The organism is Actinomadura sp. 6N118, assembly GCF_044326415.1.
GTDB lineage: Bacteria > Actinomycetota > Actinomycetes > Streptosporangiales > Streptosporangiaceae > Spirillospora.
The window spans coordinates 39304-57641 of sequence record NZ_JBIRAZ010000016.1; the positions used below are offsets into that span (position 1 = coordinate 39304).

At 69.4% G+C, this 18338-nt stretch carries 18 protein-coding genes; 13 read left to right on the top strand and 5 right to left on the bottom strand.

Going from position 1 to position 18338, the window contains the following annotated elements:
• The first annotated feature begins 47 nt into the window (after positions 1–47).
• Positions 48–1604 (top strand): MFS transporter, encoded by a 1557-nt coding sequence (locus ACH34W_RS35415; RefSeq protein ID WP_395965518.1) that lies wholly within the window; start codon positions 48–50, stop codon positions 1602–1604.
• Positions 1605–1696: 92 nt separating this feature from the next.
• On the opposite strand, the gene ACH34W_RS35420 is transcribed toward ACH34W_RS35415, so the two are convergent.
• Positions 1697–2149 (bottom strand): PepSY domain-containing protein, encoded by a 453-nt coding sequence (locus ACH34W_RS35420; RefSeq protein WP_395965519.1) that lies wholly within the window; start codon positions 2147–2149, stop codon positions 1697–1699.
• 113 nt (positions 2150–2262) lie between these two features.
• Between ACH34W_RS35420 and ACH34W_RS35425 the strand changes: the two genes are divergently transcribed.
• From ACH34W_RS35425 to ACH34W_RS35435, 3 genes are all read left to right on the top strand, one after another.
• Complete coding sequence (locus ACH34W_RS35425) at positions 2263–2940, top strand: response regulator transcription factor (RefSeq protein ID WP_395965520.1); 678 nt, start codon at positions 2263–2265, stop codon at positions 2938–2940.
• Between the two features lies 1 nt (position 2941).
• The gene (locus tag ACH34W_RS35430) at positions 2942–4435 is read left to right on the top strand and encodes a sensor histidine kinase (protein WP_395965521.1); all 1494 of its coding nucleotides are present in this window, start codon (positions 2942–2944) and stop codon (positions 4433–4435) included.
• Positions 4436–4554: 119 nt separating this feature from the next.
• Complete coding sequence (locus ACH34W_RS35435; protein WP_395965522.1) at positions 4555–5409, top strand: NAD-dependent epimerase/dehydratase family protein; 855 nt, start codon at positions 4555–4557, stop codon at positions 5407–5409.
• A 49-nt stretch (positions 5410–5458) separates the two neighbouring features.
• Here ACH34W_RS35435 and ACH34W_RS35440 read toward each other — a convergent pair whose 3' ends face one another.
• On the bottom strand, positions 5459–6211 hold the full coding sequence (locus tag ACH34W_RS35440; protein WP_395965523.1) for a dioxygenase: 753 nt from the start codon (positions 6209–6211) through the stop codon (positions 5459–5461).
• A gap of 107 nt (positions 6212–6318) precedes the next feature.
• Between ACH34W_RS35440 and ACH34W_RS35445 the strand changes: the two genes are divergently transcribed.
• Positions 6319–6789 carry a MarR family winged helix-turn-helix transcriptional regulator gene (locus tag ACH34W_RS35445; RefSeq protein ID WP_395965524.1) on the top strand — a complete coding sequence of 157 codons (471 nt, stop codon included), beginning with the start codon at positions 6319–6321 and terminating at the stop codon, positions 6787–6789.
• A gap of 39 nt (positions 6790–6828) precedes the next feature.
• Here the strand turns inward: ACH34W_RS35445 and ACH34W_RS35450 are convergent, their stop codons facing one another.
• Together ACH34W_RS35450 and ACH34W_RS35455 are read right to left on the bottom strand one after the other, a co-directional pair.
• Positions 6829–7932: a winged helix DNA-binding domain-containing protein gene (locus ACH34W_RS35450; RefSeq protein ID WP_395965525.1), complete on the bottom strand. Its 1104-nt coding sequence runs from the start codon at positions 7930–7932 to the stop codon at positions 6829–6831.
• On the bottom strand, positions 7922–8560 hold the full coding sequence (locus ACH34W_RS35455) for a TetR/AcrR family transcriptional regulator (RefSeq protein WP_395965526.1): 639 nt from the start codon (positions 8558–8560) through the stop codon (positions 7922–7924). Before ACH34W_RS35455 ends, ACH34W_RS35450 begins: the two co-directional genes overlap by 11 nt.
• Positions 8561–8674: 114 nt before the next feature.
• On the opposite strand from ACH34W_RS35455, the gene ACH34W_RS35460 reads away from it, so the two are divergent.
• The 7 genes from ACH34W_RS35460 to ACH34W_RS35490 all read left to right on the top strand — a co-directional run bounded on the left by ACH34W_RS35460 (position 8675) and on the right by ACH34W_RS35490 (position 16098).
• Entirely contained in the window at positions 8675–10951 is a 2277-nt protein-coding gene (locus ACH34W_RS35460; protein ID WP_395965527.1) for an ATP-binding cassette domain-containing protein, read from the top strand.
• A gap of 157 nt (positions 10952–11108) precedes the next feature.
• Complete coding sequence (locus ACH34W_RS35465) at positions 11109–11360, top strand: erythromycin esterase family protein (RefSeq protein WP_395965690.1); 252 nt, start codon at positions 11109–11111, stop codon at positions 11358–11360.
• Between the two features lie 211 nt (positions 11361–11571).
• Positions 11572–12405, top strand: a complete 834-nt coding sequence (locus tag ACH34W_RS35470; protein ID WP_395965528.1) for a class I SAM-dependent methyltransferase — start codon at positions 11572–11574, stop codon at positions 12403–12405.
• Positions 12402–13406, top strand: a complete 1005-nt coding sequence (locus ACH34W_RS35475; RefSeq protein ID WP_395965529.1) for a saccharopine dehydrogenase family protein — start codon at positions 12402–12404, stop codon at positions 13404–13406. Before ACH34W_RS35470 ends, ACH34W_RS35475 begins: the two co-directional genes overlap by 4 nt.
• Positions 13396–14016, top strand: coding sequence for a TetR/AcrR family transcriptional regulator (locus tag ACH34W_RS35480; RefSeq protein WP_395965530.1), 621 nt, complete (start codon positions 13396–13398; stop codon positions 14014–14016). The genes ACH34W_RS35475 and ACH34W_RS35480 overlap by 11 nt, the downstream gene beginning before the upstream one ends.
• A gap of 37 nt (positions 14017–14053) precedes the next feature.
• Positions 14054–14542, top strand: a complete 489-nt coding sequence (locus ACH34W_RS35485; RefSeq protein ID WP_395965531.1) for a MarR family winged helix-turn-helix transcriptional regulator — start codon at positions 14054–14056, stop codon at positions 14540–14542.
• Between the two features lie 83 nt (positions 14543–14625).
• A complete protein-coding gene (locus ACH34W_RS35490; protein ID WP_395965532.1) occupies positions 14626–16098 on the top strand; it encodes an MFS transporter in 1473 nt (490 codons plus the stop codon).
• Between the two features lie 65 nt (positions 16099–16163).
• Here the strand turns inward: ACH34W_RS35490 and tnpB are convergent, their stop codons facing one another.
• Positions 16164–17666, bottom strand: a complete 1503-nt coding sequence (tnpB, locus tag ACH34W_RS35495; protein WP_395965533.1) for an IS607 family element RNA-guided endonuclease TnpB — start codon at positions 17664–17666, stop codon at positions 16164–16166.
• A 163-nt stretch (positions 17667–17829) separates the two neighbouring features.
• Between tnpB and ACH34W_RS35500 the strand changes: the two genes are divergently transcribed.
• Positions 17830–18333, top strand: coding sequence for a TIGR03618 family F420-dependent PPOX class oxidoreductase (locus ACH34W_RS35500; protein WP_395965534.1), 504 nt, complete (start codon positions 17830–17832; stop codon positions 18331–18333).
• Positions 18334–18338: the final 5 nt, after the last annotated feature.

Sequence of the window (18338 nt, forward strand, 5' to 3'; positions counted from 1 at the left end):
CAGCGGACCATCAGTGGACCATGAGCGGCCTCTCCGATGCTCACCCCATGGCTGCCATTGTGACGACCACATATGACACCCGGCCGCGCGCCGGGCTCAAGGAATGGATCGGGCTGGCCGTGCTGGCCCTTCCCACCCTGTTGCTCGCCCTGGACATCACCGTGCTGTACCTCGCGGTGCCCGAGCTGAGCGCGGATCTGCGCCCGAGCAGTACCCAGACCCTATGGATCATCGACGTCTACGGCTTCATGATCGCCGGATTCCTGGTCACGATGGGCACGCTCGGCGACCGCATCGGGCGGCGGCTGCTGCTGATGACGGGCGCCGCCGCGTTCGGCGCCGCCTCCGCCGCCGCCGCGTACGCCACGTCCGCCGAGATGCTGATCGCCGCACGGACCCTCCTGGGCATCGCCGGTGCCACGCTGATGCCGTCCACGCTGTCGCTCATCAGCAACATGTTCCGCGACGCGCGGCAGCGCGGGCTGGCCATCGGGTTGTGGGCGACGATGTTCTCGGTGGGCATCGCCCTGGGCCCGGTGGTGGGCGGCTTCATGCTGGAGCACTTCTGGTGGGGCTCGGTGTTCCTGCTCGGTACGCCGATCATGGTTGTGCTGCTGGTGACCGCGCCGGTCCTGCTGCCGGAGTTCCGTGACACCCGGGCGGGCCGCCTCGACATGGTCAGCGTGCTGCTCTCGCTCGCGACGATGCTGCCGATCACCTACGGCCTCAAGGAGCTGGTCAAGCACGGCGTCGAGCCCGTGCCCGCCGTCGCCGCCGTGCTCGGTGTGGTGGCGGGCGTGCTGTTCATCCGCCGGCAGGGACGCCTCGCCGACCCGCTGATGGACCTGCGCCTGTTCGCCGACCGGGCCTTCTCGGGCGCGCTGCTGAGCCTGCTGATCAGCATCGGCGCCGTCGCCGGCATCTACCTGTTCGTCACCCAGTACCTGCAACTGGTGGAGGGCCTGTCACCGCTGAAGGCCGGGCTGTGGCTGCTGCCCGCCGCCCTCGGGATGGTGATCTCGTCCCTCCTGGCGCCGATCGCCGCCCGGCGTGTCCGGCCCGCGTACGTGATCAGCGGCTCGCTGGTGATCGCCGCGTTCGGCTACCTGCTGCTCGCCCAGGTCGACGCCCGCTCCGGCCTGCCGCTGCTGATCGCCGGTTTCATCCTGGTGTACGTGGGCGGCGCCCCCACCATTGCGCTCGGCACCGAACTGGTCGTCGGCTCCGCGCCCCCGGAGAAGGCCGGTGCCGCCTCGGCGCTGAGCGAGACGAGCACCGAGCTGGGCGGGGCGCTGGGCATCGCGGCGCTGGGCAGCATCGGCGCCGCCGTCTACCGCGACGAGATCGCGGCCGGACTCCCGGCGAACGCTCCTGAGGGGGTACGCGACACCTTCGCCGGAGCGATCTCCGCCGGAGTCGACGGCGATCTGCTCGACTCGGCCCGCGAGGCGTTCACCGCCGGGCTGAACACCACTGCCGCCGTGGGCGCCGCGCTCATCGCCGCAGTCGCGGTCATCGCGGTGGTCACGCTCCGCAGGGTGGGCCCCACCGGCGAAGCCGAGCCAGTCGGCACAGCCGGCGAGCCGGAACACGTCCCCGCCTGACGAGCAGCGCCTGACCAGCACCGCCCGACCACCGGAGTTCCGGTGGTCGGGCGGCCGGTCAGCTCTTTCGAGCGGTCAGTTCTTTCGAGGGGTCAGTCGTCGAAACCCTGGTCGTCCGGACCGTCGTCGTCGGTGCCCCGATCGTCCGGACCGTCGTCGGTGCCCTGGTCGTCTGCCACGTTCGACAGGACCTTGCCGGTAGCGGTGTCGACCGACAGGTCGCGCTTCTTGCCGTCCTTGCCGATCACCTCGACCTCCCAGACGTCACGGCCCATGTCACGGCCCTTGCCGTCGTCGTGGTCGTCGTCGAAGTCCACCGAGGCCACGTGGCCCGGCACGGCGCGCAGCGCGATGCCCGCCGCGTCGGAGGCGCTGACCTTCGCCGTCTGCACCGCCTTGACCTCGGCCGCCTGCTCGGCCCGGTCGTCGTCACCGCCATCGGCGGCGAGGGCGGTCGCCGTCCCACCGGCGGCGATCAAGCCCCCGGCGAGCACGGTCACCAGCAGCCTGCGGCCCGTCACGAGGTGGCGTACGTCGAGCTTCATCAAGATCCCTCCAGATCGGTGCGAACGTTCAGGACCCAAGCTGGCGGACGGACCTGAGGCACACCTGAAGCAACCTGAAGCCCGCTTCAGGTGGGTCTGGCAGCCTGGAGACCATGCGCCTGCTGATCGTCGAGGACGAACGCCGCCTGGCCGCCTCCCTGGCCAAGGGGCTGGTGGCCGAGGGCTTCGCGGTCGACGTGGTGCACGACGGCGGGGTGGGCCTGCGGCGTGCGATCGACCACGAGTACGACCTGATCGTGCTGGACATCATGCTGCCCGGCATGAACGGCTACCGGGTCTGCTCGGCCCTGCGCGCGGCCGGGGACGAGACGCCCATCCTGATGCTCACCGCGAAGGACGGCGAGTACGACGAGGCAGAGGGCCTGGACACCGGCGCCGACGACTACCTCACCAAGCCGTTCTCGTACGTGGTGCTCCTGGCCCGGATCCGCGCCCTGCTGCGCCGCCGTACGCGGGGCGGCTCACCCACGATCATCCTCGGCGACCTGACCGTGGACCCGGCGGCCAAGGCGGTGTCGCGCGGCGACACCGACGTCGAGGTGACGGCCAAGGAGTTCGCCGTCCTGGAGCACCTGGCCGTGAACGCGGGCCTCGTCGTGTCCAAGGGGCAGATCCTCGAACACGTCTGGGGTTTCGCGTACGACGGCGACCCCAACATCGTCGAGGTGTACGTGAGCGCGCTGCGCCGCAAGCTCGACGCCCCGTTCGGCCGCAAGTCGATCGTCACGGTCCGGGGGTCCGGCTACCGGCTCGCCACCGACGGGGGCTGACATGCCCAAGCCCTTTGCTTTTGTCCGGGTCGCGTCCGTCCGCGCCCGCACCACGGTGTTCGCCACCGCCGTCGTCGCCGTCGCGCTGGTGATCACAGGGCTCGCCGTCGTGCTGCTCCTGCGCACCAGTCTCGACCGGCAGAGTGACCTCCAGGCCGAGGTGACCGCACGAGAGGTCGCCTCGGAACTGGCCGCAGGCGTCCCGTACGCGCAGCTCGACGTGCCGGACGGCGACGAGCACCCCGTTCAGGTCGTGGACTCCTCCGGCCGGGTGGTGGCGGCCGGCGAGGATCTGAGCGCGATCAGCGGCGTCGACTCCCCCGCCGTGAAGCCGATCTCCCCGCCTGCGAATCCGACGGCGTCACCCAGTCCGCAGGATGATGACGACGACGACCGAGACGAGGACACCCCTCAGCGCGGGGAGGTCTCGGGGGACGTCCGCCGCAGCACCGGCAGCGCCACCGTGGACGGCGAAACCGCCGACTACCGGTTCGCGTCGATCGAGGTCACCACGCCGAGCGGCGAGACACTCACTGTGCACGCCGGGACCGCTCTGGCCACCGCGCGGCAGGCCGTGGGCACGGTCACCCAGGCGATGCTGGTCGGGCTGCCGTTGTTGCTGGCCGTCGTGGCGGGGGTGACCTGGCTGGTCACCCGGCGGGCGCTGCGGCCGGTGGCGGCGATCCGGACCGAGCTCGCCGAGATCACGGCCTCCAGCGATCTGACGCGCCGCGTACCGGTGCCCGCCTCGCGGGACGAGGTCGCTGGGCTGGCCACGGCCACCAACGAGACCCTCGCGGCGCTCGAACGGTCCGTCGAACGGCAGCGCGGCTTCGTCGCGGACGCCTCACACGAGCTGCGCAACCCGATCGCCTCGCTCCGGACCGAGCTGGAAGTTGCCGCGGCGCATCCCGAGCTGCTGGACCTGGACGGGCTCACCACGGAGGTCGTCCGGCTTCAGCACCTGGCGGCCGACCTGCTGCTGCTCGCGCGGCTGGACGCCGGCGAACAGTCCGTCAGGCCGAAGCCGGTCGCGCTCGCCGACCTGCTCCGCGAGGAGGTCGAGCGCCGCGAATCGGCCGATCGGCTGCCCATCGGCATCGAGATCAAGGCCGCTCCGCAGGTGCTGGGCTCGCGCGACCGGCTCGCGCGAGCGCTGGGCAACCTTCTGGACAACGCGCAACGACACGCTTCCTCGCAGGTGAACGTCACATTGTGGGAAGACGGCGATCAGTGGGTAGTGATGGATATCACTGACGACGGTCCTGGAGTACCACCGGACGACCGGGAGCGGATCTTCGAACGATTCGTCCGGCTCGACGATGCCAGGAGCCGTGATGAGGGTGGCGCGGGGCTCGGACTGGCGATAGCCCGTGACCTGCTACGGGTTCAGGGGGGTACGCTCACGGTGGAAGCTGCCCCGGGGGGAGGAGCGCTCTTCCGAATGCGGTTGCCCCTCCGGAACGCGCGGACGGAAGATCATGGCCGAGCGTAGCCGGATGGAATACCGCGAGTGAGGGGCATTTCGCCGTGCCGGGCGTGACCTGGAGAGAGTCTCTGCCTATCCTTCCTGGAAGGCGGCCACAAAGGCGTGCAGTCGTGGAGGTACCCCCCTTGAAGATTCTTGTCGCCGGTGCAACCGGTGTCGTCGGCAGTCGGCTGGTCCCCCTGCTCGTGCAGGCAGGCCATGAGGTGACCGGGACGACCCGGTCCGCCGACCGTGCCGACGCCATCGCCGCGCAGCAGGCCAAGCCCCTCGTCCTGGACGCCTTCGACTCCCCGGCCGTGCATGACGCGGTGCTCGCGGTGCGTCCGGACGTCATCGTCCACCAGCTCACCGATCTCAGCGGGGAGGACTTCGCAGCCAACTCCCGGCTGCGCGTCCAGGGCACCCGCAATCTGGTGTCGGCCGCGAAGGCGGCCAACGTCGAGGTGATGATCGCGCAGAGCATCAGCTGGCTGTACGTGCCGGGTGACGCGCCCGCGGTCGAGGACGACGCCCTCGACCCGACGTTGCCGCCCTATGAGGGCGTCGCCGCGCTGGAGGAGGCCGTCGCGGAGCTGCCGCGCGGCGTCATCCTGCGGTACGGCGCGCTCTACGGACCCGGCACCTGGTACGCACCGGACGGTGCGATCGCCGACCGGGTCCGGGCGGGAAGCCTGCGGCCCTCGCCGGCGTGGACCTCGTTCGTGCACGCCGACGACGCGGCCGCGTCCGTCCTGGCCGCGCTCGACTGGCCCGCCGGCCCGGTCAACATCGTCGACGACGAGCCCGCGACCACCGCCGACTGGCTGCCGGTCTACTGCGCGGCGCTCGGCGTCCCGCTCCCGGACCGGGGCACCGCGCGGCATGCCGCCGCGACGGGCCGGCCGGCGTCCAACGCCAAGGCGCTCGACCTGGGCTGGAAGCCGCAGATCCCGTCCTGGCGTGTGGGCTTCGCGGCGATGGAGGTGTCCAACCAGGCCTGACCTGCGCCGGTCAGCCAAAACCTGCGTTGATCAGCCGAACCTTCCTTGATCAGCCGAACTGGAAGGATCGTTTAGCCAGCCCGTACCAGAATCCGTCGATCACTGACCGTCCCTCGGTGCCTGCCGCGCCCAGGGCGACGAAGAGCGGCGCGAAGTGCTCGGTCCGCGGATGGGCGATCCGCGCCGCCGGGGCCTTGCCGGCGAAGTCCAGCACCTGATCCACGTCGCCCGCCCTGATGGCCTGTTCGGCCCACTCGTCGAACTCGGCGGACCAGGCCGGCGGCGCACCCTGCGCGTCGGGGTTCATCTCCCGCAGGTTGTGCGTGGTGAAGCCGCTCCCCACGATGAGCACGCCTTGGTCCCGCAGCGGCTCCAGCCGCTTCCCCACCTCGAAGAGCCACTCGGGTTCGAGCGTGGGCAGGGACATCTGCAGCACCGGGATGTCGGCCTCGGGATACATCTCCACGAGTGGTACGTAGGCCCCGTGGTCGAGCCCGCGTTCGGGGTCCTGTTTCACTCCGGGCAGCAGTTTGCGTACGTCCTCGGCGAGTTTCGGCGCTCCGGGCGCCTCGTACTTCACGTCGTAGTAGTGCTGCGGAAAGCCCCAGAAGTCATAGATCAACGGCACCGTGCGGGTGGCGCCGATGCTCAACGGCGCCTCCTCCCAGTGCGCCGACACCATGAGGACCGACGCGGGCCGTGGCAGATCCGCCGACCAGGCCGCGAGCTGGCCGGTCCAGACGGCGTCGTCGGCCAGCGGCGGCGCGCCATGGCTGAGATAGAGCACCGGCATCCGCGTCATGGCGACCTCCGTGGCGAACTCCGCGACAAATACTTGAATCTTCAAGTGACACTCTACGCCGAAATGGTTGATTCTTCAAATCTTGAGTGCTCAAGTAGAATGGGGTCATGACGCGGTGGCTGGACGAGGACGAGCAAGAGACCTGGCGGGCGTTCCTGTGGACGACCCGCCTGCTCAACGACGCCCTGGAGAGCCAGCTCCAGCGCGACTCCAACATGCCGCACACCTACTACATGATCTTGGCGATGCTCTCGGAGTCCCCGGGCCGCACGCTCACCATGAGCGAGCTGGCCCAGATCGTGCGTTCCTCCCCCAGCCGCCTCTCCCACGCGGTCAACCGGCTGGAGGAGAACGGCTGGGTGACCCGCACCAAGCACCCCACCGACCGCCGGACGACTCTCGCGAAGCTCACCGACGAGGGCTTCGAGGTCCTGAAGGCCGCTGCCCCGGGCCATGCGGAGGCCGTCAGGCAGAACCTCTTCGATCCCCTGACCCGTGAGCAGGTCACGCAGCTCCGCGAGACCCTCCACACCCTTCTGGAGTCCCTCGACACAGAAGGCAAATGCCGCGATGACTGATCCGCAGGCCAGGCGTACCGAAATGCCTGTCTGTCCAGGTCAGCTTAGCTCCGTCTCAAACTCCACCTCATAGGACTTGGCCTCGGGGTAGGCGGCGGCGAGGAGTCGTTCGGCCTCATCGACGATGGCGGTGCGATCGACCTTGGACACGGGCTCGAACAGCTCGATGCGGATGGTCGCGACACCGCGCTTCTTCTCGTGCTTCCACATGCCGTGGACGAAGCCGTCGACGAGGACGGCGGCGCGGATGATGCCGTTCACGGTGAAGAGGCGTTTGCGGTGCTCCTCGGAGACGATCCGCGCCCGGTCGGCGTGCGACAGCGTGAGGTTGTCGAATTCCGGGATCAAACGGATCGGAGCCGGGGTCTCAGGATCGGGGCGGGGTGCGTCAGGCAGGTCGTAGAGCACCTTGCCGTTCTCGTCGGCGAACGTGACGAGCTCGGGCGCGAGCCGTTCGACGACCTCACCCAGGCCGGTCAGGCCTGACCAGTGCTGCGCGTCCTGAACAGTGGCCGGGCCGAACGCGGCGAGGTAGCGCAACACCAGGCGGTCGAGGGAGGCCTCGGTGTCGAGTGAACGGCCCAGCCAGTCTTCGAGAGGGACGTGGGTGGCCAGGCCGCTCTTGCCCCAGAGGCCGCGCGGCGGAATCTGGGCGAGCGGGATCACGGTCCGTGCTGCCCAATTGAGCAGCTCGGGTTCTCCACCGGGAAAACGTTCGGCGAGGAGGGCACGCATCTCCTTGTCGGTGCGGGGCTCCTTGAAGAGCTCGCGCACGGCGGCCTCGACGGCGGGCAGGTCGATGCCGCTCAGGTCCCGCCCGTTCCCGGTCCTGACGAAGCGGTCCATGATGACCTGCGTGAGCGGCCGCAGGGCCAGCGCGTCGCGGGCGCTGACCAGGTGGAGGGTGCCGCGCATGAGGACCGTGCGGACCGCCGACCGTTCGGTGAGCAGGGTGGCCAGCTCGCCGAACTCGAAGCCCGCCAGGCGGCTCCACAGGCCGAAGTACGGCGGGGTGGGAGCCTGCGCCTGCATGCCCACCAGGTGCTCGATGGCGTCGAGGGCAGAAAGCTCGTGCCGGTCGAGCAGGAGCTGGCGGGCCAGCAGGGCGCGGTTCAGCGACCGACGGTCGGTTTTAGTCGTCATACCGTCCTCTCAGCTCCTGCCAGTTCGGAGGGGGGCCGGGGAGCTCCTCCGAATCCGCCAAATGGAGCGAGTCCAGAAACAGCTCCAGATAACGGTGTTGCAGTCGGTTCATCCGTTCATCGTCCCCGATGCGGATGGTGTGCAGGTGCTCCAGAAGCACCGAGATGTCACCGACCTCGATGTCACGCCGGAGCGCGCCCGCCTCCTTGGTGCGGTCAAGCAGGCGCTGGGTGGCCGTGTGGATGTCGCGGCCCTTCTGCGCCATCTCGTCGGTGACGGGAAAGCTGCCGGCCAGCCGCATGGTCACCGATCCCGCGCCGATGTCGAGGCAGCGGCGCATGAAGTCGGCGAACGCGGTCCATTCGTCCCGGTCGTCGTCAAGCGCCGCCTGAACCTGCGCGAGATAGCGGTCCATCCCATCGTCGGCCAGCCGCTGGAGCAGCTCTTCCTTGCTCTTGTACCGGCGGTAGAGAGCGCTGATGCCGACTCCGGCGTGCTCGGCCACCGCCGAGATGGGGGCGCCCGGATCGGCGGTGAACACGGCCCGCGCCGCGTCTCGGATAAGTTGATCGTTCCTGGCCGCCTGCGCCTTCCGGCCGCTCATGGGAGCTTGCGTCGTGGTCTCCATGCCTCCCATAGTATGGGAACGAATCATTCCGTTCTATATTGCCGCCCCGAAATTTTCTCTGTACACTGTACGACATTAATGCCTCCCCGGACTCGTGAAGAAGGGCCCACCTCCATGAACGACGAACGGCAACGGCGTCCCGCGGACAGCCACGATTTGATCAAGGTTCGCGGCGCCCGGGAGAACAACCTCGCCGACGTGTCGGTCGACATCCCCAAGCGCCATCTCACGGTCTTCACCGGGGTGTCCGGCTCGGGCAAGTCCTCCCTGGTGTTCGGCACCATCGCGGCCGAGTCGCAGCGCCTGATCAACGAGACCTACTCGGCGTTCCTCCAGTCGTTCATGCCGAACGTGGGCCGCCCGGACGTCGACGCGCTGCACAACCTGAGCGCCGCGATCGTCGTGGACCAGGAGCGGATGGTCGCGAACGCGCGGTCCACGCTGGGCACCGCGACCGACGCGTTCACGCTGCTCCGGATCATCTTCAGCCGGCTCGGCGAGCCCCACGTCGGCCCCGCCTACGCGTTCAGCTTCAACAACGCGGCGGGCATGTGCCCCGAGTGCGAGGGACTCGGCCGCAAGTCCGACATCGACGTCGACGAGCTGGTCGACCGCGAGCTGTCGCTGAACGAGGGCGCGATCACCGTGCCCAACTTCGCCGTGGACTCCTGGTACTGGAAGAACCTGGCCGAGTCGGGGTTCGTCGATCCGGACGTCAAGCTGAAGGACTACACCGAGCAGCAGTGGGAGGACTTCCTCCACAAGCCCGCCACCAAGATGAAGATCGGCGGGATGAACACCAACTACGAGGGCCTCGTGGTCAAGGTGCAGCGGATCTACCTCTCCAAGGACCGTGAGGCGATGCAGCCGCACATCCGCGCGTTCGTCGACCGGGCCGTGACGTTCACGACCTGCCGCGCGTGCGGCGGCGCCCGGCTCAACCCCGAGGTCCTCGCCGCCAAGATCAAGGGCCGCAACATCGCCGACTGCGCGTCGATGCAGATCAACGACCTGGCCGGGTTCATCCGGGACATCGACGCCCCCTCGGTCGCGCCGCTGCTCACCGCGCTGAGCGAGACACTGGACTCGCTGGTCGAGATCGGCCTCGGCTACCTGAGCCTCGACCGCGAGTCCGGCACGCTGTCCGGCGGGGAGGCGCAGCGGGTCAAGATGATCCGTCACCTCGGCTCCCCGCTGACCGACATCACCTACGTCTTCGACGAGCCGACGGTCGGCCTGCACCCGCATGACATCCAGCGCATGAACGACCTGCTGCTCCGCCTCCGCGACAAGGGCAACACCGTCCTGGTCGTCGAGCACAAGCCGGAGACGATCGAGATCGCCGACCATGTCGTCGACATCGGCCCGGGGGCGGGCATCAACGGCGGGCAGATCTGCTACACCGGCGACGTGGCGGGGCTCCGCGCGTCCGGCACCCTCACCGGCCGCCACCTGGACCACCGGGTCCGGCTGCGCGACGAAGTGCGGCAGCCCACCGGCCAGATCTCGATCGAGGGCGCCACGCTGCACAACCTGCGGGACGTGAGCGTCGACATCCCCACCGGCGTGCTGACCGTGGTCACCGGTGTCGCCGGATCGGGCAAGAGCTCGCTGATCCACGGCTCGCTCTCCAAGCGGGAGGACGTGAACGTGGTCGACCAGTCGGCGATCCGCGGCTCCCGGCGCAGCAACCCCGCCACCTACACCGGCCTGCTCGACCCGATCCGCACCGCGTTCGCCAAGGCCAACGGCGTCAAGGCCGCGCTCTTCAGCGCCAACTCCGAGGGCGCCTGCCCCAACTGCAAGGGCATCGGCCTGGTCTACACGGACCTGGCGATGATGGCCGGGGTGGCGTCGGACTGCGAGGAGTGCGAGGGCAAGCGCTTCACCCCCGAGGTGCTCACGTACGAGCTGCGCGGCAAGAACATCAGCGACGTCCTCGGCATGTCGGTGACCGAGGCCCGCGACTTCTTCACCGAACGCCAGGCCCGCGCGATCCTCGACCGGCTCGCCGATGTCGGCCTGGGCTACCTCAGCCTCGGCCAGCCGCTCAACACCCTGTCCGGCGGCGAACGCCAGCGGCTCAAGCTCGCGATCCGGATGGCCGAGAAGGCGGCGACCTACATCCTGGACGAGCCGACCACCGGCCTGCACCTGGCCGACGTGGACCAGCTCCTTGCCCTGCTCGACCGGCTGGTCGACGACGGCAACACGGTCATCGTGATCGAGCACCACCAGGCCGTGATGGCGCACGCCGACTGGATCATCGACCTCGGCCCTGGGGCAGGGCACGACGGCGGCCAGATCGTCTTCACCGGCACGCCCGCCGACCTGGTCGCCAAAGCCGACACGCTCACCGCCCAGCACCTCGGCAAGTACGTCAGCAGCTAGTTATCCATTCGTCCCACGGCCCCCTCGGCAGCACCGCCGAGGGGGCCGTACGACGTCCGGCGTAGTTCACAAGCCGCCCACGGGCGGACGCGCCAGCACAGACCCGCCAGAGACGGTTCTCGCATCCACCGATGCGAGAGGGAGATGTGCTGATGCGATCGTCGAAACTCCTGGCGTTCACTCCTTCGCCAGCGCCGGATCGTATCTCCACCGGTGGTATGGGCAGCGCTACAGGTCGATCGGCTTCACCTTCGACCGTGGTTCGGCCAGCGGCGAGCCGGGTGGACCGGCCACCCCGGCTCCTCCTCCGGCGCCCGGCTGGTTCGAGTACCCGTTCGGCCGCGTCGCGTCCGAGCAATTCGTGCTGGACCTGCGCGCGGATGCCCGCCCGCCGTACGGACGTGGCTGAAGGCGCCCGCCACCACGCGCGGCCTCATCTGGCAGGAGTCGTCCACGATGACCGGTGGCTCGCTCGCGCAGTGGTTCGACGCGATCGTCCACCGCCAGACGATCTCGCCTCAGCGGCCCATTCAGGTCGGTAAGGCCGGTTGACGGCGGGACGACCTTGGCGCATTATGAACATATGTTCATGAACGAGCGTTCATGATGAGGAGGCGGGGATGGTCCGGATCGTCAATACGGAGCAGGCGGAGGCCTGGAACGGCTACGAGGGACAACACTGGGCGGACAATCACGACCGCTACGAGGCCACGAACGGCGGGTTCAACGACCGGCTCCTGGACGCGGCCCGGATCGGCGAGCGGGATCGGGTGCTCGACATCGGCTGCGGCAACGGGGGGATCACGAGGTTGGCCGCGCGGCGGGCACGGCTCGGGCAGGCCGTCGGCGTGGACCTGTCGGTGCCGATGCTCACCCGGGCCCGTGCCACGGCCGCCGAGGAGGGCGTGGAGAACGTGCGCTTCGAGCAGGGCGACGTGCAGGTACATCCGTTCCCCGAAGGCGGGTTCGATGTCGCGATCAGCCGGTTCGCGGTCATGTTCTTCGCCGACCCGGTCGCCGCGTTCGGCAATGTCGCGCACGCCCTGCGCCCGGGTGGCCGCCTGGCGTTCGTGAGTATGGCGGGCCTCGGTGGCACCGATCTGGGCGCGGTCCTCGCGGCGGCGGCCGAGCACCTGCCGGGCTGGCAGACGACCTCCGAACCCGACCGATCCGGACCGCTCTCGCTGGCCGGCCCGGACCACGTCCGGACGGTGCTCACCGCGGCGGGCTTCCAGGACGTCACCGCGGAACAGGTCGAAGCGGAGGCCTCCTGGGGCCGGGACGCCGCGGATGCGGCCGAGTTCTTCACCGGCTGGGGCCCGGTCCGCTTCCACCTCGGGGGCGCCGATCCGGGCCCGCTCCGCAAGGCGGTTGAAGAAGCGATGCGACCCTTCGAGCGCGCGGGCGCCGTCCGGCTGCGGTCAAACGGCTGGCTGGTGCGAGCGACCCGATGAAGCGAATCGTGATCTTCGGTGGGTACGGCGCGGTCGGGCGGGAGGCGGCCGCCTTGCTGGCCGGCTGGTATCCGGGCGCGGTGGTCGTGGCGGGGCGTGCACCTGAGAAGGCCCCGCCGGTCCCGGACACCACGTCCCTCCGGGTCGACCTGCGCGAGCCTGCCGATCTCGACCGGGCGCTCGACGGGGCCGACGCCGTGCTCATGTGTGTCGACCAGGACAATGCGCGGGTGGCTCGCGCATGTCTGGAACGCAGCGTGCACTATGTCGACGTCTCCGCTTCGTACGAGTTGCTCTCAGGGATCGAGCGCCTTGACGGGCTCGCCACCGAGCGGCAGGCGACCGCCGTGCTCAGCGTCGGGCTCGCCCCCGGTGTCACGAACCTGCTGGCCCGCACATGCGCGGAGCGTTCCGGCGGGGAGGACGTCGAGATCGGCGTCCTGCTGGGCTCCGGGGAGGCGCACGGACCGGCGGCGCTGGCCTGGACGCTTGACGGGCTCGGCTCGATGGGGACGTCCTGGCGGATGCGCTTCCCCGCACCGTACGGGGCCCGGAAGGTCCACGGCTTCCCGTTCTCCGACCAGCACACGCTGCCCCGCACGCTCGGAGTGGGACGCGTCGCGACCGGGCTCTGCCTGGACTCACGCGCCATGACGGGCATGCTGGCGGCGGCCAGGACGCCCGGCGTCTCACGGCTGCTGCGCGTCCGGCGAGTGCGAGGCGTCGTTCTGGCGGCCTTGAGCAAGGTGCATTTCGGGAGCGACGGATTCGCCGTGACGGCCTCCTCTGGCGCCTGCACCGCCTCGGTCACGGGCCGCAGGCAGAGCCGCGCCTCGGGGATCGTCGCCGCCCTGGTCGTGCGGCGTCTGGATTCGCTTCCGGCGGGCGTACGGCATCTGGACGAGATCGTTGAGCCGACCGCCTTCCTGGCCGAGCTCGCGAGGTACGGCTTCGAGCTGACGGCGTCCCCGCTCACTACGATGCCGGTTGATGTCACCTAGAAAAGCGGCCGTGCTGCGTGACGGCGGCGGCGAGCAGAGCCTGCGCGACCATCTGATCGCCACCGCCGAACGCGTCATCGCCGAACGCGGGACGGTCGGGCTCACCGTGCGCGGGATCGCCCGCGAGGCCGGCGTCGCCGACGGCGTGCTCTACAACCACTTCGCGGACAAGGAAGAACTGCTCGCGTACGGCCTGCGAGCCCACGTCCGCCGGGCCGAGCAGGGTCTCAGCGACCTGCCCCGGCCTGGCGACGGGAGCATCGAGGACAACCTGCGGGCGTACGTCATCTACGGGCTGGCGATGCACCAGGCGATCGTGCCGGCGTTCACCGGGCTCTACTCCCAGCCGAAGGTCCTCGCCAGATTCGCCGAGCTCGGCGAGCCGGGCGAGGACTGGCGGGATCGCCTGAGGGGCTACCTGCGAGCCGAGGTGGAACGCGGGCGGCTCGCGCCCGCCGCCAAGGTGGACGCCGCGGCCAGGATGATCGTCGGCTTCTGTCACGAGTCGGTCATGGCTGCGCTCTTCCACGAGGTGGCAGGACCCGAACCCGATCAGGCGGATGTGGACGACCTCGTCACAGTCGTCCTGCACGGGATCGTAAGTTCGTAGATAATCCGTCAACAAATCAAATTGCTAGACTGGGGACATGACTGCCATGGCCCCCTCCCGCGCCGAGCCCGACCTGTCCTTCCTGCTCGACCGCACCAGCCACGTCCTGCGCACCCAGATGGCGGCCGCGCTCGCCGAGATCGGGCTGACCGCGCGCATGCACTGCGTCCTCGTGCACGCTCTCGAAGAGGAGCGCACCCAGATCCAGCTGGCCGAGCTCGGCGACATGGACAAGACGACGATGGTGGTGACGGTCGACGCCCTGGAGAAGGCGGGCCTCGCCGAGCGCCGGCCCTCCAGCAAGGACCGGCGCGCGAGGATCATCGCGGTCACCGGGAAGGGCGCGCAGGCCGCCGCCCGCAGCCAGGAGATCGTCGATGGTGTGCACAGGGCCGCGCTCGAATCCCTCTCCAAGGACGATCGCGATGACCTCTTGCGGATCATGAACCTCCTGGTCAGCGGGCATCTCGGGACCCCTGCGGAGGCCCCCGCACAGGCGCGCCGGGCACGGGAGAGCACCAAATAGTTCTCTCAAGGATCGTCTGTAACGGAACTATCTGCTACGGTCTCTCTATCGGTTGCTGCACAAGGCTGCGCAAGGAGAGACCAATGTCGAACACCGCACCCCCCGCCGCCAGATCGCGCTGGCTAGCGCTGACCGTCCTGTCCGCGGCGGGGTTGATGACGATCCTGGACGGCAGCATCGTGACCGTGGCGATGCCGGCCATCCAGAGCGACCTCGGCTTCTCGCCCGCCGGTCTGAGCTGGACGGTGAACGCCTACCTGATCGCGTTCGGCGGCCTCCTGCTCCTGGCCGGGCGGCTCGGGGACCTGATCGGCCGCAAGACGATGTTCCTCGCGGGGAACGGCGTCTTCACCGCCGCCTCGCTGCTGGCCGGGGCGGCCACCACCCCGGGCATCCTGATCGCCGCGCGGTTCCTGCAAGGCGTCGGCAGCGCCATGGCCTCGGCGGTCGTGCTGGGGATCCTGGTGACGCTGTTCACCGAGCCGCGTGAACGGGCGAAGGCGATCGGCGTCTTCAGCTTCACCGGCGCCGCGGGCGCCTCGATCGGCCAGGTGCTGGGCGGCGTGCTCACCGACGCCCTCAACTGGCACTGGATCTTCCTGATCAACCTGCCGATCGGCCTGATCACGATCGCGGTGGCGATCCCGGCCCTGCCTCGCGACCGCGGTCTCGGGCTCTCCTCGGGAGCGGACATCGCCGGTGCGGTCCTGGTCACCACGGGCCTGATGCTGGGCATCTACACCGTCGTCAAGGTCGAGGAGCACGGCTGGCTCGCCGGCCACACCCTGGGACTCGGCGCCCTCTCGCTCGCCTTGCTCGCCGCGTTCATCGTCCGGCAGGCCACGGCCCGGACCCCGCTGATGCCGCTGCGCGTCTTCCGCTCGCGCAACGTCTCCGGCGCCAACGTCGTGCAGATGCTGACCCTCTCGGCGATGTTCGCCTTCCAGATCATCGTCGCGCTCTACATGCAGAAGGTCCTCGGCTACAGCGCTCTCGAAACCGGGCTGGCCATGCTGCCCGCCGCGGTCGCGATCGGCGGCGTGTCCCTCTTCGTCTCGGCGCGCCTGATCGCCCGCTTCGGCACCCGTACCGTCCTGGTGACCGGCCTGGCGCTGCTGTTCGGCTCGATGGCCTGGCTCGCCCGCATCCCGGTGAACGGGGACTACGTCACCGACCTCCTCCCCGTGATGTTGCTCATCGCGGGCGGCGGCCTCGTCCTCCCGGCCCTGGCCAACCTGGGCATGTCCGGCGCGAAGGCTGACGACGCGGGGCTGGCCTCCGGCCTCTTCAACACCACGCAGCAGATCGGCATGGCGCTCGGCGTCGCCGTCCTGTCCACCCTGGCCGCCGCCAAGACCGAACGGCTGCTCGGCGAGGGCAAGAGCCAGGCCGTGGCGCTGACCGACGGCTACCACCTCGCGTTCATGGTCTCCGCCGGGCTCCTCGTGGCCGCCCTCGTCGTCGCTCTCATCGTCCTGCGCGAGCCCAAAACGGAGGCCACCCCCGTCGGTAAGGCCTCCACCGAGACCCCGGCCCAGCCCGTCGCGACCGCCTGAACCGTTGCTAAGACCATGGTCAGATCTCAGCAATCCGGGTGTTTCCATCCGGAAGGTCCGTCACATCACCAAAGCTGGGGGGCTTCGGCTTGAGTACGGTCTCTCGCTTCCTTCCCGGCCTCGGATGGGGCGGGTTTTGCGCCACCTGCCCGCCCGCTCCCGGCCTTGCGACCGGGCGCGGTTTGGGTGCGGGTCTTACGGTCGGCTCTGCGAGGCTTCGACGCTCGCGCGTCCCGGTCTCCGGCCACTCCGGTACCGGTCCTGCATTCCCCGACGTCGTCCTCGAGCTGGTCCAGTGTGCCGTCGAGGTAGGCCGCTGCCAGGGCGGCCAGGTTGCGGGCTGCGTTCTCGTCCCGATCCAGCACCACAGGACACTGATCGCAGTCGAACACCCGGACGTGCAGCGCCAGCTTGGCTTTCGCCGCACCGCACGCCGAGCAGGTCTTGGAAGAGGGGAACCACCGGTCGGCTACGTGCAGGGCGCCGCCGTTCCAGCCGGTCTTGTAGGCGAGTTGGCGGCGGATCTCGGCGAACCCCGCATCACCGATGCGGCGGGCCAGGCGTCGGTTGCGCAGCATCCCGGCCACGTTCAGATCTTCCACCACCACATGCCCATATTCACAAGCCAGCCCGGTGGTCAGCTTGTGCAGGGCATCCCGGCGGAGGTTGGCCACCCGGTGGTGCACCCGGTTGCGTTCGGCGTTGGCCTTCTCCCACCGCCGCGAGGGTTCCTGCCCGGTGCGGCGATCCGGGCCCCGGCGGCGCGACACCCGACGCGACAACCTGCGCAGTTGCGACAGGGCCTTGTCCAGGTGAGCCGGGTTTGGTTCGTACCGCGCCTGGCCGCTGGTTTCGGCGATCACGGCCAGATGCTTGACGCCCAGATCCACCCCCACAGCCGTTTCCGGCCGCACCGGGGTGGCGGGGACGCGTTCGACCTCGACCTGCAGACAGCAAAACCACCGACCTCGCTCATGGCAGATCGTGGCCGACAGGACCCTGGCCCGGCCGTCGGCGATACGGCGCTCCAGCTTGCGGGTCGATTCGTGGGTGCGGACCGTGCCGATCCTGGGCAGGGTGATGTGACGCCGATCCTGCTCGACGCGGATGCGGGCACCGTAGCTGAAACGGCACGACAGCCGGGCCCGCCGCTTGCTCTTGCGCCGCGGGCGGCCCATCTTCGGGCCTTTGCGGGAGCCGGACTTGGACGCGGCGTAGTTGGCGAACGCCGCCGCCGCATGTGCGAGGCCGGTGTTGTAGGCCTCCTTGGAGTTCTCCGCCCACCACTCACAGAACCTGGGGTCGGTGTGCTTGATCCGGTTGAATTCCTTGCGCAGCGTCGGCAGCGACCAGCCCCGCCACGGCGTCAACTCCTCCTCGCTCACCCCGTAGGAGGTCTCGGCCGCACGCTGCCACCAGGCCGCGGTCACCCACTCCACCGCCCAGTTGTAGGCCATGCGCGCCCCACCGCAGTGCGACCGCATCGCCGCGTCCTGAGCCCGGTTGGGGTCCAGCGCGAACTTGAACGCCTGGACCACGTATCCCGGGCGCGGCTTGAACTTCCTCACACCACGAGAAGCTACCGAGCGTCACCGACAAAACTCATACCGCAGCGGCACAAGCGATCGACATCACACACCCCGGCGAGACAAACAACCATGGATGACCACAAATAACCAATGAATCAGCAGCAGATGGCAGGCCCCACTCGACGCTTTAAAGGAGACTGAGATGGCGACTGAGACGAACGAGACCGAGACCGAATATGGCCCGGGACAGGGCCCCGGAGCCCGGCTCCTGTCCGAGGAGGAGATCGACGCGATCCTCACGCGCGGGCAGTTCGGCGTCCTGGCAACCGTCAAGCGCAGCGGTCACCCGCATCTTGCCTCGATGGTCTACACGTGGGACGCGGCGGCGCGGACGATCCGGATCTCGTCGGCCGAAGGCCGGATCAAGGTGCGCCATCTTGAGCGCGACCAGCGCGCCGTGCTGCACGTCCAGGGCGACACCGTGCTGTCCTATGCGGTCGCCGAGGGCGAGGCGGAGGTGTCCGAGGTGAGCACCGTGGCGGGTGACTCGACTTCCCGGGAACTGCTCGCCATGGTCGGGGGCTTCGCGGACCCGGCGGACGAGGCGGCGTTCCTCGACCAGATGGCGAAGGACCGGCGCGTGGTGATCAGGCTCCGGGTGGAACGGGTCTATGGGACGGCGCTGGACGCCCCGGCCAGCGGCTGACCAGG

What these genes read in the sequence shown, in the direction of transcription:
- ACH34W_RS35450 (WP_395965525.1), bottom strand. Translation starts at nt 7,932, where the DNA reads ATGACGACTAAAACCGACCGTCGGTCGCTGAACCGCGCCCTGCTGGCC.
- ACH34W_RS35445 (WP_395965524.1), top strand. Translation starts at nt 6,319, where the DNA reads ATGACGCGGTGGCTGGACGAGGACGAGCAAGAGACCTGGCGGGCGTTC.
- ACH34W_RS35500 (WP_395965534.1), top strand. Translation starts at nt 17,830, where the DNA reads ATGGCGACTGAGACGAACGAGACCGAGACCGAATATGGCCCGGGACAG.
- ACH34W_RS35490 (WP_395965532.1), top strand. Translation starts at nt 14,626, where the DNA reads ATGTCGAACACCGCACCCCCCGCCGCCAGATCGCGCTGGCTAGCGCTG.
- ACH34W_RS35425 (WP_395965520.1), top strand. Translation starts at nt 2,263, where the DNA reads ATGCGCCTGCTGATCGTCGAGGACGAACGCCGCCTGGCCGCCTCCCTG.
- ACH34W_RS35460 (WP_395965527.1), top strand. Translation starts at nt 8,675, where the DNA reads ATGAACGACGAACGGCAACGGCGTCCCGCGGACAGCCACGATTTGATC.
- ACH34W_RS35420 (WP_395965519.1), bottom strand. Translation starts at nt 2,149, where the DNA reads ATGAAGCTCGACGTACGCCACCTCGTGACGGGCCGCAGGCTGCTGGTG.
- ACH34W_RS35485 (WP_395965531.1), top strand. Translation starts at nt 14,054, where the DNA reads ATGACTGCCATGGCCCCCTCCCGCGCCGAGCCCGACCTGTCCTTCCTG.
- ACH34W_RS35440 (WP_395965523.1), bottom strand. Translation starts at nt 6,211, where the DNA reads ATGACGCGGATGCCGGTGCTCTATCTCAGCCATGGCGCGCCGCCGCTG.
- ACH34W_RS35475 (WP_395965529.1), top strand. Translation starts at nt 12,402, where the DNA reads ATGAAGCGAATCGTGATCTTCGGTGGGTACGGCGCGGTCGGGCGGGAG.
- ACH34W_RS35415 (WP_395965518.1), top strand. Translation starts at nt 48, where the DNA reads ATGGCTGCCATTGTGACGACCACATATGACACCCGGCCGCGCGCCGGG.
- ACH34W_RS35480 (WP_395965530.1), top strand. Translation starts at nt 13,396, where the DNA reads ATGTCACCTAGAAAAGCGGCCGTGCTGCGTGACGGCGGCGGCGAGCAG.
- ACH34W_RS35430 (WP_395965521.1), top strand. Translation starts at nt 2,942, where the DNA reads ATGCCCAAGCCCTTTGCTTTTGTCCGGGTCGCGTCCGTCCGCGCCCGC.
- ACH34W_RS35455 (WP_395965526.1), bottom strand. Translation starts at nt 8,560, where the DNA reads ATGGAGACCACGACGCAAGCTCCCATGAGCGGCCGGAAGGCGCAGGCG.
- ACH34W_RS35470 (WP_395965528.1), top strand. Translation starts at nt 11,572, where the DNA reads ATGGTCCGGATCGTCAATACGGAGCAGGCGGAGGCCTGGAACGGCTAC.